Source organism: Terriglobus sp. RCC_193 (genome assembly GCF_041355105.1).
In the GTDB taxonomy this organism is placed as follows: Bacteria; Acidobacteriota; Terriglobia; order Terriglobales; family Acidobacteriaceae; genus Terriglobus.
The window spans coordinates 1,076,387-1,091,329 of record NZ_JBFUPK010000002.1; the positions used below are offsets into that span (position 1 = coordinate 1,076,387).

The 14,943-nt window shown below is 58.1% G+C and carries 16 protein-coding genes; 7 read left to right on the forward strand and 9 right to left on the reverse strand.

Annotation, left to right across the window (positions count from 1 at the left end):
- Positions 1-40: 40 nt before the first annotated feature.
- Both AB6729_RS13225 and AB6729_RS13230 read right to left on the reverse strand, forming a co-directional pair.
- A complete protein-coding gene (locus AB6729_RS13225) occupies positions 41-1,558 on the reverse strand; it encodes a carboxylesterase/lipase family protein (RefSeq protein WP_371082091.1) in 1,518 nt (505 codons plus the stop codon).
- A 103-nt stretch (positions 1,559-1,661) separates the two neighbouring features.
- On the reverse strand, positions 1,662-2,447 hold the full coding sequence (locus tag AB6729_RS13230; RefSeq protein WP_371082092.1) for a tetratricopeptide repeat protein: 786 nt from the start codon (positions 2,445-2,447) through the stop codon (positions 1,662-1,664).
- Positions 2,448-2,654: 207 nt separating this feature from the next.
- On the opposite strand from AB6729_RS13230, the gene AB6729_RS13235 reads away from it, so the two are divergent.
- Entirely contained in the window at positions 2,655-3,275 is a 621-nt protein-coding gene (locus AB6729_RS13235) for a YdeI family protein (RefSeq protein ID WP_371082093.1), read from the forward strand.
- A 251-nt stretch (positions 3,276-3,526) separates the two neighbouring features.
- Here AB6729_RS13235 and AB6729_RS13240 read toward each other — a convergent pair whose 3' ends face one another.
- Both AB6729_RS13240 and AB6729_RS13245 read right to left on the reverse strand, forming a co-directional pair.
- Positions 3,527-3,880, reverse strand: a complete 354-nt coding sequence (locus AB6729_RS13240) for a hypothetical protein (protein ID WP_371082094.1) — start codon at positions 3,878-3,880, stop codon at positions 3,527-3,529.
- Between the two features lie 101 nt (positions 3,881-3,981).
- Positions 3,982-6,054 (reverse strand): M13 family metallopeptidase, encoded by a 2,073-nt coding sequence (locus AB6729_RS13245; protein WP_371082095.1) that lies wholly within the window; start codon positions 6,052-6,054, stop codon positions 3,982-3,984.
- Positions 6,055-6,218: 164 nt separating this feature from the next.
- Between AB6729_RS13245 and AB6729_RS13250 the strand changes: the two genes are divergently transcribed.
- On the forward strand, positions 6,219-6,485 hold the full coding sequence (locus AB6729_RS13250; protein WP_371082096.1) for a hypothetical protein: 267 nt from the start codon (positions 6,219-6,221) through the stop codon (positions 6,483-6,485).
- On the forward strand, positions 6,482-6,763 hold the full coding sequence (locus AB6729_RS13255) for a type II toxin-antitoxin system RelE/ParE family toxin (protein WP_371082097.1): 282 nt from the start codon (positions 6,482-6,484) through the stop codon (positions 6,761-6,763). Before AB6729_RS13250 ends, AB6729_RS13255 begins: the two co-directional genes overlap by 4 nt.
- A 3-nt stretch (positions 6,764-6,766) precedes the next feature.
- Here the strand turns inward: AB6729_RS13255 and AB6729_RS13260 are convergent, their stop codons facing one another.
- From AB6729_RS13260 to AB6729_RS13270, 3 genes are read right to left on the reverse strand one after another with little or no spacing between them, the layout of a single operon-like run.
- Positions 6,767-7,321 (reverse strand): zinc ribbon domain-containing protein, encoded by a 555-nt coding sequence (locus AB6729_RS13260; protein WP_371082098.1) that lies wholly within the window; start codon positions 7,319-7,321, stop codon positions 6,767-6,769.
- A gap of 5 nt (positions 7,322-7,326) precedes the next feature.
- A complete protein-coding gene (locus AB6729_RS13265; RefSeq protein ID WP_371082099.1) occupies positions 7,327-7,701 on the reverse strand; it encodes a hypothetical protein in 375 nt (124 codons plus the stop codon).
- A gap of 2 nt (positions 7,702-7,703) precedes the next feature.
- Complete coding sequence (locus tag AB6729_RS13270) at positions 7,704-8,324, reverse strand: RNA polymerase sigma factor (RefSeq protein ID WP_371082623.1); 621 nt, start codon at positions 8,322-8,324, stop codon at positions 7,704-7,706.
- Positions 8,325-8,541: 217 nt separating this feature from the next.
- Here AB6729_RS13270 and rlmB point away from each other — a divergent pair, with 217 nt between their 5' ends.
- Together rlmB and AB6729_RS13280 are read left to right on the forward strand one after the other, a co-directional pair.
- A complete protein-coding gene (gene rlmB / locus AB6729_RS13275; protein WP_371082100.1) occupies positions 8,542-9,333 on the forward strand; it encodes a 23S rRNA (guanosine(2251)-2'-O)-methyltransferase RlmB in 792 nt (263 codons plus the stop codon).
- 24 nt (positions 9,334-9,357) lie between these two features.
- Positions 9,358-11,595 (forward strand): hypothetical protein, encoded by a 2,238-nt coding sequence (locus tag AB6729_RS13280; protein WP_371082101.1) that lies wholly within the window; start codon positions 9,358-9,360, stop codon positions 11,593-11,595.
- A gap of 14 nt (positions 11,596-11,609) precedes the next feature.
- On the opposite strand, the gene AB6729_RS13285 is transcribed toward AB6729_RS13280, so the two are convergent.
- Positions 11,610-11,846, reverse strand: a complete 237-nt coding sequence (locus AB6729_RS13285) for a hypothetical protein (RefSeq protein WP_371082102.1) — start codon at positions 11,844-11,846, stop codon at positions 11,610-11,612.
- Positions 11,847-12,040: 194 nt separating this feature from the next.
- Between AB6729_RS13285 and AB6729_RS13290 the strand changes: the two genes are divergently transcribed.
- Complete coding sequence (locus AB6729_RS13290) at positions 12,041-12,652, forward strand: trimeric intracellular cation channel family protein (protein WP_371082103.1); 612 nt, start codon at positions 12,041-12,043, stop codon at positions 12,650-12,652.
- Between the two features lie 3 nt (positions 12,653-12,655).
- On the opposite strand, the gene AB6729_RS13295 is transcribed toward AB6729_RS13290, so the two are convergent.
- Entirely contained in the window at positions 12,656-13,534 is an 879-nt protein-coding gene (locus tag AB6729_RS13295; protein ID WP_371082104.1) for a hypothetical protein, read from the reverse strand.
- 450 nt (positions 13,535-13,984) lie between these two features.
- Here AB6729_RS13295 and AB6729_RS13300 point away from each other — a divergent pair, with 450 nt between their 5' ends.
- The gene (locus AB6729_RS13300; RefSeq protein WP_371082105.1) at positions 13,985-14,938 is read left to right on the forward strand and encodes a bifunctional heptose 7-phosphate kinase/heptose 1-phosphate adenyltransferase; all 954 of its coding nucleotides are present in this window, start codon (positions 13,985-13,987) and stop codon (positions 14,936-14,938) included.
- Positions 14,939-14,943: the final 5 nt, after the last annotated feature.

Sequence of the window (14,943 nt, forward strand, 5' to 3'; positions counted from 1 at the left end):
TTTGTACGAACTGGCGGTTCCGGCCACGGGGCCAATGGCTTTAAGCGAAAGGAAATCCGTCCCACAGGCGGAGTTCCGCTTCAGCCGGTTGTTGCTGTACCTGGCTTGTCGCGTTGAAGAGCATGGTGGTGCGTTGCTTTGCATTCCACTGGGGCCATGTGGGCAGGCCGTTTGCTGCGGGGACGTTGCCCTGGATGAAGCTGACCCACGCGGTATGCATCTCCCTTGAGAGAGTCTGCGCTGCGGGCGGTTCCCCTGTGGCGAGATGCTCGAAGACATAGCCGAGGTCGTATGCGTGATAGCTGGTGCCTTTGTGTGGGCCGGTGGCGGCTGTTTCATCAAGACGATAGACGTAGGTGGCGCCACCGCCGCCCTGCTTATGTGCTTCTGCTACGCGGATGCTTGGTACCCAATACTCTTCGGCGGTGAGCGCGCGGATGTTACGGTCTGCAATGGACATCTGCGGATACACCGTTGCGTAATTTGCCAGCACTGCCTGGAACTGCGCCTCCGTGGCGTTGCCGAGACGCCTTTGCGTGATGGGTTCTGCGGCATGGTCGCCGAGGTAGAAGGCGTTCTCATCGCGGCAGGTGCCGATGAGCAGACGCTTGCCACGGGAATTGCCTGCGGCAAGGGCAGGGATGGCGCGATGCGGAAGGAGTTGACCTCCACCCTGTACGCGCAGCGGGAAGTTGCCGGGAGCAGCTTCGATCATGCGCTGTTGCAAGGCGATGAGTTGTTGCGAGGGGAGAGCGAGAATCGCGTTGCGGCTGCGGTCTGTCAGTTGCGATGCGAACGCTTCTGTTACGCGATGGGCACCGGCGGTGTCGAGGATGCGTTCTCCGCCGCCGCTCTCGGAGATCATTGCGGAGAAGTATGGGCGCGCTTCCTCGACCGCCATCAGGAAGGCTATTAACTTTGCGCCCGCGGATTGGCCGCCGATGGTGACACGTGCCGGGTCGCCACCGAAGGCTGCGATGTTCTCATGGACCCATCGGAGCGCCATTACGAGATCGCGCAGGCCGTTGTTGGCGCTGTCGGCATAGTCGGGGCCGAGCAGGGGCGACCAGTCGAGGAAGCCGAAGACACCAAGGCGATACGGCACCGTGACCATGATGACGCCATCGTGCGCGAAGACTGCGCCATCCACATCGACGGGACTGCCCCCAGTGAATCCACCGCCGTGAATCCAGACGAAGACTGGTCGCGGCTTGTCGATCTTTGCGGGCGTGTAGATGTTCAGGTACAGGCAGTCTTCGCTCTGGTGGGGGTGGCTGGGTTGCATGGCGCTTGCGGCGAACTTTGTGGCATCGCGCATGCCGCTCCAGGGTTTGGCAGGCTGTGTTGCGCGGAAACGCAGTGCGCCTACCGGTGGCTGTGCGAAGGGGATGCCGAGAAAGCGGCGGATACCATTGGTTTCTTCGCCAACCAGCGTGCCAAGTTTCGTTTTGACCTGTGGACGGCTGGATGTCTGCGCGAGAAGCGGATGAAATGCCGTTCCTGCAGCGGTTATCGCTGCGTATTGCAAGACCTGCCGCCGTGTCCACACTGTACTCATCTCTTCTCCCTGTCTGCGAAGTCCTTTGTATCAAAGGCGGAGATGTCGTGTGGCCTTGTGTATGGTTTTGGCGCGCCTGCTTTCCAGAATGTTAGTTAAGGAACTAATTTTTCTGCATGTCTTCGACCATTGCCAGGAAGGCGTCGCTGGTTCTGATGTCTGCAAATTCCTTGTCGTGCATGAGGCGGTTGCGGTCGCGGAAGCCTTCGAGGATGGCTTTGCGCAGGTAGTCGAGCGCCATCTTCCGGCTGCCGGCCTGCGCGTAGGTAGCAGCCAGGTGGTAGTGGATTTCACTGGCGCTTTTCACCTTTGAGTTTGCCGGGATGCCGCGATTCGCAGAGCGTTCCAGGATGCCGGGATCAATTGCGAGTGCCTTGCGATACTCTGCGTCACCCTTGCGGAAGTTGCGTTTTGCGTAATAAAGCGTGCCGAGGTTCTGCATGGTGTTGGGATCGTTTGGCTTCAGCTTCAGCGATTTGCGGTACATCTTTTCTGCGCGTGGCAGATCGCCCTGACTGTGCGACAGCGTGCCCAGGTTGTTGTATGCCTCGGCATATTTGGGATTCAGCTTGATGGCCGCTTCAAAGCTGGTGCGTGCGCGGTCCCACATAAACATGTGTTCGCAGGCGATGCCTAGTTTGTTCAGGATGGTTGCGGTGGGCGGGAGCTGCTCGTAAACATGGATTGCCGCGAGATACCGCCCGCGTATCGCGAGCGTATCTGCCAATTCTTCCGAGGGTGGCAGCGTGGATGCGGTGTCGGCAGCGGCAGGGCTGTTCGTGGTGACGGCGGCCGGAGTGACAGGCGTATCTGCCGCAGGCGGAGCAGCCTGCTGCGCCCACAGCAGATACGGTGCGAAGAAGAGGGGAAGCAGAGCAGTACGAACCATGGAAACCCTCCTTTCGGGGGAGCCGCAGGTTGGTGAAAAGCATAGTGCGCCTGCGAGTATGCCATACGCAAGGGGTATTTTCATGGGGCGGAAATGATGTGCGCGCTGGCGATGTTGCTGTATTTCAGGGGCTCCGTCGGCAAGTGAATCGGTTACAGATATACTGCCGCCATCATGGCAACGGCGAAGAAATCTCCCGCAAAAACAATGTCTGCACAGAGCTTTGACCGACGCGTGGATGCGCAGATCGCAAAGGCCCCCGAGTATGCAAAACCCATCCTGGAACATCTTCGACAGATGGTGCACAAGGCCGTTCCGGAGACCGTGGAGGATGTGAAGTGGAGTCGGCCATTCTTCATGCTGAACGGTGAGAACCTTTGCTTTATGGCGGCGTTCAAGAATTACTGCGCGTTTGGTTTCTGGTCGCCGAAGATGCCGGAGTATCTGCAGTCGCAGGGGATGCCGAAGGTGGAAGGTGCAGGCAGCATTGGGCAGATTGCTTCGTTGAAAGATCTGCCCAAGGACCTGCCGAAGTATGTGAAGTATGCCGCTGAGTTGATTCGCAAGGGCGAAGCCGGATCTGCGATGGAGGGTCGTACACGCAAAGGCACGCGGCAGGAGATTGAAATGCCGGATGCGTTCTCCACTCTGCTGAAGAAATCAAAGAATGCGAAGACGAATTTTGATGCTCTGCCGCCGAGTTGCAAACGCGAGTACCTGGAGTGGATCACCACGGCAAAGAAAGAGGAGACACGCGATAAGCGCATGGGCGAAGCCATCACGATGCTGGAGGCGGGACGCCGCTTTAACGATAAGTATCGTTCGTGATTACGAGCTCTACTTTGCAACGGAGGGCTGTCATTCTGAGGAGCGGAGCGACGAAGAATCACGAGGATGCTCCTGCTGTCGACACAGCAGAAAGTTTCTTGTGAGGAAGGCTCGTGTCGCGTTGGTTATTGAAGCATCGCTGAGATTCTTCGCTTCGCTCAGAATGACGATGGACCCGACGGTGGACATGAGAAAGCCCGCATCGTGTGCGGGCATTCTCATGTATGCGGGCTTTCTTTTAGGGGTGGTTATTAGTAAGGACGCGGTCCACCTGGTCCGCGGTTATGACCCCACCACGTGTTGTAGCCGCGCTGAAATGCATCCTGATAGGCCCTGCGATCGGGGCCGCGATAGTTGCGATACTCATCGCGATTCATCACTGTGGGACGGCGCCGATTTTCAAAATCCTTTTGCGCACCATACAGGCCATCGCGGAAGCCCTGACGCTGGATATTACGGGTGAAGTCGCGAGGCGGGGCATCCCAGCGTCCGGGGCCCTGGCCATAGCCTTGGGGCGGTGGTGGTCCCTGGGCGAAAAGTGCTGCAGGCGCGGCGATCATGCCGGCACCAAGTACAAGTGCTGCGATACGTGTCTTCGTGTTCATTCGTGCTCCCTCACTTCCGACTGCATTGGAGTGGACACAGACTTGGAGTAAAGGTCGCGGTCTTCTCGTTGCCTGTGGTGTAAAAAGAGGACCGCGTCCGATTACCAGACTCTGCAAACGTTAGTCTTGATCATGGGCGCTGTCTTTGCACATTGAAATGCTTTTGCGAACTCCGGCATGTTCACCACAATGCCGTTGATGCGCGCATAGCCGGGCGAATGTTCGTTGGTAAGCGCGTTCATGCGGAGTTGCTCCGGTCTTTGATTCTCACATGCCCACTGTGCAAAGCCGATGAAGAATCGCTGATCCGGCGTGAAGCCATCCACGGGCTTCAATGATTGGCCTTCGGTTGCTTTCTTCCATGCCATGTAGGCGATCAGCGTGCCACCGAGGTCGGCGACATCCTCCCCGCTGGTCAGCTTGCTGTTGATGTGAATGTCATCGACGATGGTGTACGTTGCGAACTGATCGCGCAGGCAGTTGATGCGGTCTTCAAAGCCTTTTGCGTCGTCTTTCGTCCACCAGTCGCGCAGATTACCTTCTGCGTCGAACTGGCGTCCCTGATCGTCGAAACCATGCGTCAACTCGTGGCCAATGGTGGAGCCTGTATTGCCATAGTTCGGCGCGTCGTCGGCCTTTGCTTCATACAGCGGCGGCTGCAACACGCCCGCGGGAAAGTTGATGTCGTTCATCTGCGGGTCGTAATACGCATTCACCGTTGGCGGTGACATCATCCATTCGTTGCGGTCCACCGGCTTGCCGATCTTGCCGAAGTCGCGTTCGCTTTCAAACGCCACTGCACGGTGATAATCCGCAAAGAAATCGTTGCGTGTAATGGTTAGTTTCGAATAGTCGCGCCAGTGATCGGGATAACCAATCTTGTTGCGAATGGTCTTCAACTTCTTTAATGCTTCGGCCTTGGTTGCAGGACTCATCCAGTCCAGATGTTCAATCTCCTGCTTCATGGAATCTTCAATGAGATTGGTCATGAGCTGCGTCCTGGCGCGTGTATCTGCAGAGAAGGTGCGACGCACAAACTCCTGTCCTAATGCTTCACCCATGTAGTTGTCGACCTGGCGCGTGCACGTGCGCCAGCGCGGAGACATGGTGGGGATGCCGCGCAGGTAATGGCTGAAGAAGTCGAACTGCGCTTCGCGCCAGGGCTTGCTCATCTGCGATGCGGCCGAGGTCAGTGCGTGGAATCGAAGATAGGCCTTGAGAGCGTCGAGCGGTGCGGTTGTCAGTTGTTGCTGCAGGGCCTTGTTGAACTCCGACTGCGAGATATTAAGCGTTGTGAAGCCCTGCGCTCCTGCGAGTTGATAGAAGCGTGCCCAGTCCACCGCGGGGACTTGCTGCTGCAGATCCGCAAGCGTGAGGCGATGAAAAATTTTGTACGGATCGCGGCGATCGACGCGCGAGAGGGAAGCCGTTGCCAGTGCGGTTTCCAGCTTCATGACGGCGTCTGCATCGGCCTTTGCCTGCGCTGCGGATTCGCCGCTCATGGTGAGCAGATTTTCCATGTAGGCAACGTACTTCTGGCGAATCTCAACGCTTTTGGCATCGGTCTTCAGGTAGTAATCGCGGTCGGGCAGGCCGAGTCCGCCGGCGTCTTCACCAGCGATGACGTTGTTCGCATTTTGCGGGTCCTGTGTGGAACCCGCGTTGAAGAAGAATGAACCATCCACATCGACCGCAAAGGCAGGAAGGTCTTTCAACAGAGCTTCACGCGATGGGTAGGCTGCAATGCGGGCAAGTGTGGGCTTGATCGGAGTAAAACCACGTTGATCGATGGCTGCTTCATCCGTGCACGCCGCGAAGTAGTCGCCAATCTTTTGCTGCGTGGCATTGCGATCTTTCATGGCCGCTGCATCACGCAGAATGCCCCACAGAAACTGCTGATTCTCAAACGTCAGTTTGCCGTAGACGCTCCACGCGGACTGGTCGGCGGGGATGGGGTTGTTCTTCTGCCAGCCGCCGCAGGCGAACTTATAGAAGTCATCGCATGGATTCATGCTGCGGTCGAGGCTGGTGAGATTCAGTACCGGCGAATAGGGCAAGGCCTCCAGGGGAACCTGCGGCTTCTGTGCACCGGTGGGCGCAGGCTGCGAGGTAAGATTCTGCGCGGAAACACTGGCGGCAAACAATACAAACGGCGCGATAGTCAGAAAGCGCATAGAAGGCACGGCTCCAAAGAAAAGACTTCCATCCTTTGTAGCAAGTAAAAATGGCCATCGGTAGTATGTCTCGAAATTCTTGAGAACGCGCTATTCTGTTACGGAGCTGCATAGTCGAGGTGACGCTTATGACGGAGACAAGGACGCTGACAGTGGTTTTACCTGTGGACCTTGCAGAGTCAATTCAGGCGCGTGTGGCCACAGGGAAGTTCGCTTCGGAAAATGATTTGATTGTGCACGATCTACGTGAAGTCGACGATTTTTCCCGTCAGCCAGACGAACTTCCCGGATTTTCGATGACCGAGGAAGAGTGGGATAAAGAATTGCAGCGGAGAGTCGAAGCGCTGGATGCCGGGCTTGAATCCACTTACACTCTCCGTGAAGTCGATGAGCGTTTCAAGGCGATGCGCGAAGAGTATTTGCGCGGATGAAGCGTTATGAAGTTCTGTTAACAGAGCGGGCTGAACGAGAACTAAAAAGCATCTGGGTTTACGTAAGAAGTCGCTTCAGCACAGAAGCGGCAGACCGCTTTATTCAAGAAGTTCGATCCGGTTATCTCGAGCTTGAAACGGCCCCGTTTCGTGGGCATATTCGCGTACGTGACATCCGCGAAATTGGAGTCGCGCAGCGGCGCGTCACCATCAATTTTCGAGTGCAGAATGAGACCGTCACGGTTGTTGCTATCCGCTATCGCGGACGCCAACACTGAAACTTAGTCACTGTAGGAGCGCAGGCGGGCGGGCATCGCATCTTCTGCCAGATCGTGGCCGCAGTTGGTGCAGTACACGTCGGTGATGTGTACGCCGCGGAAGCACTGGCCGCAGACGGGCTTCATCTGGAACTGGCACTGTGGGCAGAAGTGGAAGTCGCTGGCGACTTCTGCGCGGCACGAAGGGCAGCGGCTCAGGATGGGCTGGCGCAGAAGGAAGTAAACGATGGCGCCAATGCCACCCGGCATCACCAGCACAATGAGCATCCACAGTGCGGGACGCATGTTGCGGCGTTTGACGTCGCGGCTGATGTACCCAATCAGCAGAACATAGCTGGCTAGAGCGGCTCCCCAGCTATAGCTGCCGATGGCATGCATGATGGGGTTGCCGTGACGAGGCCCTCCGGGAGGGGGGCCTCCAAAATATCCGTAACTGAGAAGCTGGATGCCGGCAAACACCAGAACAGACAGGATGACCGACCAGAGCGGAATCATTTTCAGATCATCGTCGCTCTGCCCCACGTCCGATCGCTGGCTCTGTTCCGTCTTCCACACCATGAGGCTTACCTTACCTTGTCATTGCGGTCCGACGGACGACGGTTACGGCGAAGCAGTACGACAGCGGCTGTGATGACCGACAGCGGCAGAAACCAGAGCAGCAACAGGCTGATCTCGCTCCCTGCGTCCGCACCCAGGTCCACAATGCGTTTCCAGATACCGGTCACATCGGAGATGCTTTCGTCGGTAACGTGGAGTACGGCAGCAGCAATGAAAAGCAGCAGAGCGGAGCAGACAACAAACGGAACAATCAGGTCACGCGTGGTGCGCTTGCGCTCCCGCATGGCGGTGGCACGCTGACGGATGATGCGGTGAGTACGATTGACCACCGCCGCGCGTGCATCGAACCCTGGGGTGCGCGGGTCTTCCGAAATCGCCATGCTCAAGAGAGCCCTCCCTGAGCGGCCGTCCTTGGGACGAGGTTCCGCTCGCGACGGAGCTTCTCAATCTGCGGCTTCAGCGCGGCCAGGCCGCGATACAAGCGCGACTTCACCGTGGAAAGCGGAGACTTCGTGACAGCTGCAATCTCTTCCAGCGCCATTTCCTCATGGAAGCGCAGTACCAGCACTTCGCGATAGGACGCGTGCAGGTCCAGCAGCACGGCGCTTACTTCTGCGGCATCTTCGCGCGAGCAAAACTGCTCAAACGGCGAAGGCCCGTCGATTGCAATCTCGAAGGGGCGCTCATCATTGCCCGGGTCCTGCAGTTCATCCAGCGATGTCATGGTGCGTTTGCGCGAGAGATCAATGGCCAGGTTACGGGCGATGGTGAACAGCCACGTATCAAAGCGGGCCTTGCCGTTGTACTGTGCGCCGCGCAGCAGCACGCGCATCCAGGTTTCCTGAAAGAGGTCTTCGGCGGTTTCGCGTTTGCCGGTGAGGAAGGTCAGGTAACGCATCAGGCGGTGCTGATAGGTGTCGATCAGGCGATCCAGAAGCTCGGGGTCCTGCTGTTTCAGGCCGTACGCGATCGCCGCGTTTTCCTGCTCGCTGGCTTCCAGCATTGCCGCCGAAATGGACAAGGCACCCACACCGTTGTTGACGTGGGGTTGGCCGGAAAAGACTCGGCTCCCGAAAGAATTTTCTTTCAGCATGAGGAAAAGTTGTCCCTGAAATACACGAAGGTGTGCGATACGGTTCGGCCTATCCATTCTAGGGTGGTGAACGGCCGATGAAAAGCACTATTTTCCGCTACGGATTGCCTCCGCGTAGACTAGGAGGATGGAGATTCTCTTCGGGCTCCATCCCGTCACCGAAGCCGTCCGCGTACGGCCCCAAGACCTGGACCACGTCACTGTCCTTTCCGGCCCGTCCAACCCACGTGTTGCCGCCCTGCTGGACCTTTGTCGCGCAGCCCGTGTTCGTGTCAGTCATGGCAGCCGGGAAGAGTTGCAGCGCATGAGCCGAAGCGAAAACCACGGTGGCGCGGTGGCGTTCCTGAAAGAGCGCAAGTTGCTGACGATTGAAGACTTAATTCATTCCGGTGGCGATGCGAAGCGGTTCTTCCTGGCGCTGGATGGGGTGGAAGATCCTCACAATATGGGCGCCCTGCTGCGTACGGCGGATGGCGCTGGCGTGGATGGGGTGCTGCTGCCGGAGCGACGGTCGGCTCCCCTGAGCGGCGCCGCGGCCAAGGCGTCTGCCGGGGCAACTGAGCATGTTCGCGCGGCGAAAGTTACCAATCTGGTGCGCTCCCTGGAGGAGCTGAAGAAGCACAATATCTGGATCATCGGGCTGGACGAGCGCGGCACCATGGACTATGACCAGTTCGACTTCAACACGGACATCTGCCTGGTGATGGGGCGCGAGGGGGCAGGGCTGCATGACCTGACGAAGCGCACCTGCGATTTCCTGCTGCGTATCCCGATGGCGGGGGCGGTGCCGTCGCTGAATGTGTCGGTGGCGGGAGCGGTTGTGATGTATGAGGCTGCACGCCAGCGGCGCGTGAAGCAGCATCCTGCTGCCGAAGTGCCTGCCAAAGCGTCCAAGCCACGGAAGGGTCTCGGCTCGTAGCCGCCCATTTTCTGAAAGATTTTCATGTCGCATTCCCATCCACATCGGCTCCTTCCGTACCTGCTTGCGGCGGCATCGCTGCTGCCTGTTGCGTCCCTGGCGCAGCAGGCTGAACCGCAACAGCCACCCGCGCCCAAGGGTACTGTGCTGTTTGAGCGACACGACGATCCTGTTGCACCGGAAGAAGAGCAGCCCGCTGCTGTTCCGGCGAAGCCCGGTGTTTCTTCCAGCGCGCATCCGCCGCGTTTGCGCAGACGCAGCCCCGACGATGCCGCAGATACCGAAGGCGCACCGGTGGAAGTGGCACAGCCTGCGTCCGTGGAATCTTCTTCCAGTAGTTCCGGCGAGATGGCGGCTACGTCTCCCATCGTTGTTACAGAAGCCGATCTTGCCGCGGCGGCGAAGGTGCCTGCCGAGGCGCGCCGTGCGCCGCTGGTTGCTGGGCGCGATCTGGATATCCATCTGAATACCCATACAGGCGTATCCGAAGTTCGTGCGCAGATTACGGTGAAGAATACGGGCACGCAGCCGCTTTCGGTGATTGCGTTGCAGATTTCCGGCGCGTTGAAGTGGGAGAGCGCGCGGATTGCGCAGGGTAGCTCGCTCAAGCTGGAACAGCATCACCTGCGTGACGATCTGGACCATACGGGTGTGGCTTCAGAAGCTGTGTTTACGCTGCCGGAAGCCCTTGCGCCGGGCGCTGTCGTCACACTGGACCTTTATTACGGCGGCACGATTGTTGCCAGTGGAGCGCGTCTGCTGGAGCTGGGTGCGCCTGCGGAAGCTGCTGTTCGTACGGATTGGGATACGGTCACGGACGCGTTTACCGGCCTGCGAGGCATGGGCAATGTTCTTTGGTATCCCGTTACGGGCGATGCCGCGCTTCTGAAAGACGGAGCGGCTGTGCCGAAGGCCGTGGGAGCGAGTCGCGCGCGTGAAGTGGAGAGCGCGTTTGCGCTGCATCTGACGCTGGAATATGAGGGATCGCAGCCAGATGCCGCGTTCTTCTGCGGGAACCGCCAGGCGTTGACTGCTGTCGCAGAGGGGATTGCAACGGCGACATGGTCGGTGGCAAAGCTGGGGCCGCGTACGCCGTCGTTGTTTGTCACGCTGGCAGCGCCGCAGGAAGTGGCTGGTGGATTGGTGCGGGTTGTGACAGACGCGGCGGATCGTGCGGCTTCCCTTGGCGATGCCGCTGCTCGTCTGCGTCCGATGCTGGAACAGTGGCTGGGACCCAAGCCTTCGCGTCCGCTGGATGTGATTGATCTGCCGATTCCGGATGCCGCTGGATATGCGGATGGCGCGTTGCTGGTTGCTCCGCTGCGGACGGCGCAGCCTGCGGCGATTGCGCCTTCGCTGGTGGTTCCTCTGACGGCGGCGTGGCTCCCGGATGGTCTTGAGGCGGCATGGCTTCGCGATGGTATTCCGGAGTTCATGCAGGCACTGTGGGCTGAACGCGGCAACGACCGCAGCGCGGCTTTGGCCGGTCTTGCGGCGGAATCGAAGCGCCTGCAAAAGATGGAAGCGGATGCTGCACCGCAGGTCAGTTCTTCGTCTTCGGATGCGCCGGTTGCCGATGGTCCGGTGACGCCGCTGTCGACGTGCACGCAGCCATCCTGTGCGCGTGTGCGCTCCGCATACGTTCTGCAGATGCTGCGAAACATTGTCGGTGAGGAAGCGCTGCAGGGAGCGCTGTCCGGGTGGCGATTGAGACAGGAAACCACGCCCGGCTCTGCTGCGCAGGAGACGGCAAGTTTTCAGCAGATGGTGCAGCAGGTGGCCGGGACGAAGAAGCTGGACTGGTTCTTCCAGAGCTGGATTCAGGGTGCGGGATCTCTACCGCAACTGGAGATTGCCGCAATTGCACCGCGCAAGATTGAACGTGCCGGTGCACCTGCAAACCTGTTGCCGCAGCGCCAGCAAGTTTATGGTGGACCCATTGGCAGAGAGGTGCAGGCACCGCCAGACGATCCGCGTGCTCAATGGGGTGGAAGCAAGGAAGTGGCGCAGGCGGGGTCCTGGCTGGTTGCGGTTGAGGTGCAGAATACCGGGGGAACGGATGCAGAGGTTCCTGTGACCGTACGCGCCGGGACACTGACCAATACGCTTCCTCTGCGCATTCCAGCACACGGTAAGGCGACGATCCGTATTCCGTTTGAAGCGGAGCCGTCGGAGGTGTTGGTGAATGATGGCAGCGTGCCGGAAGCAGGTCTGTCAATGCATCGCCGCACCATTACCATTGCTCCGGCCTCCTCCCGCTAACGGGAAGATTGTTTTCAGGCAGCGTGAATGGAAGCGCGAACGAACCGTTCGGACATGTATCCGTCCTTATGCATCAGTGCTCTCGCCTGGGAGAGTGCACCACACTCATGCTGCTGCTCATGCTTTGCCAGCGCGGCTTCGCTACTCTCTGTTGCCACCGTGGAGAAGCATCGGTGGCAGATGGAATCGAAGGTGGCGTCCGGGTTTTTCCGATGAGAATAGATGGCTGCGCCTTGGGCTGCGGTTTCCATAGGGAAAACTCCTGTGTTGACCGAGGTGTATGAAGTGCGCGAGTCGAACAGGCACAGCCATGTCTGAGCGACTCAAAAACTTTGATTCTCTGATTACACGCCCCTCTGGGCGTCATTGGCAAATGAAGATATTGCGCTAAAGTTCGATGCACCGCGAATTGGCGTGTTCCCGGCTTTATAGTGGGCGAATGCGTGTGCGCGACCATCTTCTGCTGTTCCTGGATCTGATAGGCACCGCGCTTTTTGCGGCGGAAGGCGCTACGACCGGGATCCATGTCCATCTGGATCTGCTTGGCGTGCTGGTGGTTGCATTTCTTACGGCACTTGGTGGCGGCATCCTCCGCGATCTTCTGCTGGGCGCCACGCCGCCAAACGCTATGCGCGACTGGCGCTATGTGGCCACGGCTCTCTTTGCCGGATCCATCGTCTTCATCCTGCGTACCCCCATTGCAGCCAGCGGCACAGGCTGGGTGCAGGTGCTGGATGCGGCTGGCCTAAGCCTTTTTGCTGTGGCCGGTGCTACCAAGGCGATTGAGTACGGGATTCATCCGTTGATGGCCACCATGCTGGGTGGGCTGACCGCGGTGGGTGGCGGTACGCTTCGCGACGTTCTTATCAACCAGATTCCGAATGTGCTGAAGGCGGATATCTATGCCGCTGCGGCTCTTCTGGGAGCGGCGGTTACCGTCATATTGCGAAAGTCCGGCGTTAAGCCGCCGATGGCGGATACGGCAGGGATTGTCTGCTGCTTCGCGACACGCATGGCGGCTGTGCATTTCCACTGGAACCTGCCGATCGCCGGTTGAAGGCTATCGGCAGGTGGTGGTCAGATGGCCGAAGGTATTTTCCAGCGGAGCGGCGAGACGGCTCACCCTGCCGCAGAGCATGTCGTGATCGCTGCCGGGAGTCGGATCCAGGTGAACATCCTCGACTGCATAGTGATACTGACCTTCGCTATCCGGCCAGACCATCATGCAATCGGAGCGAATACCAAATCGATAGGCGGGATGGTGCGTAGCCAACGTTGTCTGTATTTCGAGGGGCAGGCAATCCACGCCGCCGAATTGCTGATACGTGCGTACTACATTGCCCTCTTTGTCCGGGTTGTAATCCGCTGCGTAAAGCAAGCCACCGTAACGCTGTCCCTGTTCGGCAAGGAAGCGGCAGACAGAAATGGTGCTGTCCATCTGGTTGGCAGTAGGGATGCCGTCACGCACCCAGAAGCCATGATGCGTGGCCACGCGCAAGGGTTTTTCATCGCCAGGACGATGCACGCTGCCGGCAATGGCAATGCGATTCTGCGTCTTCAGAATGAGCGCGTCTGAAACGTCAAGCGGCTTCGTGCGTTCATTGTCTTCGCCCACGCCTTCTAGATCGCGCACAACGCCGTCGCCCCAGGTGTGATGAATTTCGATTTCGTCGATTGGCCATCGTGATGCGATGCAGATACCCAATGATTCACGCCTGCCCCAGAAGCTCTGAAGGGTCATGGGAACAAACGAAAAGTAAGGCAGAGGGCTGAGATACTCCACCATGCTGGCGCGGAAGTCCTGCAGGCAGAGAACGTCAGGAACCACGGCATCAGGATCGGATAGTCCTTTGAGCCAGGTGACTGTAGATGGTATCTCCCCAGGGGTATTACCGATAAAACGCTCCCCGTTGAGCGACCACACTTGCAGCGGTTCCATTCGCACTCCTCTTGTCTGTCGATGTGTGCAGACAATCTCCAAAGTAAAGTGAGGGCATGGTGCATGTGTCCTCACGTATCCCTTTTCCTGTACTTACAGCTTGGCCGCTATACCTCAAGGTTTGCCTAAGTTTTGACAGAAAGACGATGCTAATCCAAAACACCGAAAGATAATTAACGGTCTTGTTATCTGCTGCTGTTTATTACATTGCGTGCGATCGCCTATATTTCATGTGGTTCCAGAGTTTCCAGTCACACCCTTCGTGACGTGTAAGTACAGCTTTCGCGGACGTGTACTTGCCAGTCATGTTTACCTCCTCATAGTTTCCATTACGTGCAAAGACAACACCAACAAGAGACCGTAAAGTCGGTCACGGAAGAGGGGCTGCGCGCCTCCGGAGATGTTCATCAATGGTTCTCGTCTGTTCTGACTCGTATGGAGTCATGCTCATTGGCGGTCTTTGGTGATTTTTGTATTGATGCCTATTGGGACCTGCACGAAGGCGAAGAAGAGTATTCGCTGGAGACAGGCCTGAAGGTGCGGCGTGTACGACGGCAGAGGTATTCACTGGGCGGCGCAGGAAATGTGGTTGCGAATATTGCTGCACTGAACGTGGGACATGTTCAGGCTATCGGCGTCAGCGGAACCGATCCATTCGGAGCGGTGATGCATAGCATGCTGTCGGGTTATCGCAATTGCGGATGCGATGTCATTGAGGATGCCGCATGGGAAACCATGGTCTACGCGAAGCCATGTATCGGAAACCTGGAAGAAAGCCGCATTGATTTTGGGGCCTTCAACCACTCGAACGGATCACTCGCGGAACGCCTGCTGGAGCGGTTGGAGAGTGCTGCAGACAAGTATGACGTGGTGATTCTTAATCAGCAGGTGGAGAACGGCGTGTCTTCAGCGAAGCTGATCGAACGCATGAACGGCATCATTGCAAATTCGAAGAAGGCAGTGTTCCTTGTGGACGCACGCCACCACCTGGAGAAATTCTCCGGTGCTCTTCTGAAGGTGAACATGGGCGAAGCAGCGAAGCTTCTCAATGAAGCTCCTGAATCGCTGCATGAAGATGAACGAGCCATCGAGTTTGCAACGCGCATTCACGAACTTACTTCCAAGCCAGCGTTTATTACCCGCGGTGACAAGGGAATCGCCGTGGCGGCAGACGGAGGAGTTTCGTTGATCGCAGGATGGCCCATGGAAGGTCCGATCGACACGGTAGGTGCAGGCGACACCGTGGTGGCAACGATTGCCGCGGCCCTGGCAACAGGGGCAACACCGCGGGAGGCCGCTACGTTGGCGAATCTGGCAGCTACCGTCACTGTGAAAAAGCTTCAAACGACCGGCACCGCGTCGCCGGCCGAAATTCTGGCAGCTGCGGGAGTGCGATACCCGTAAAGCGA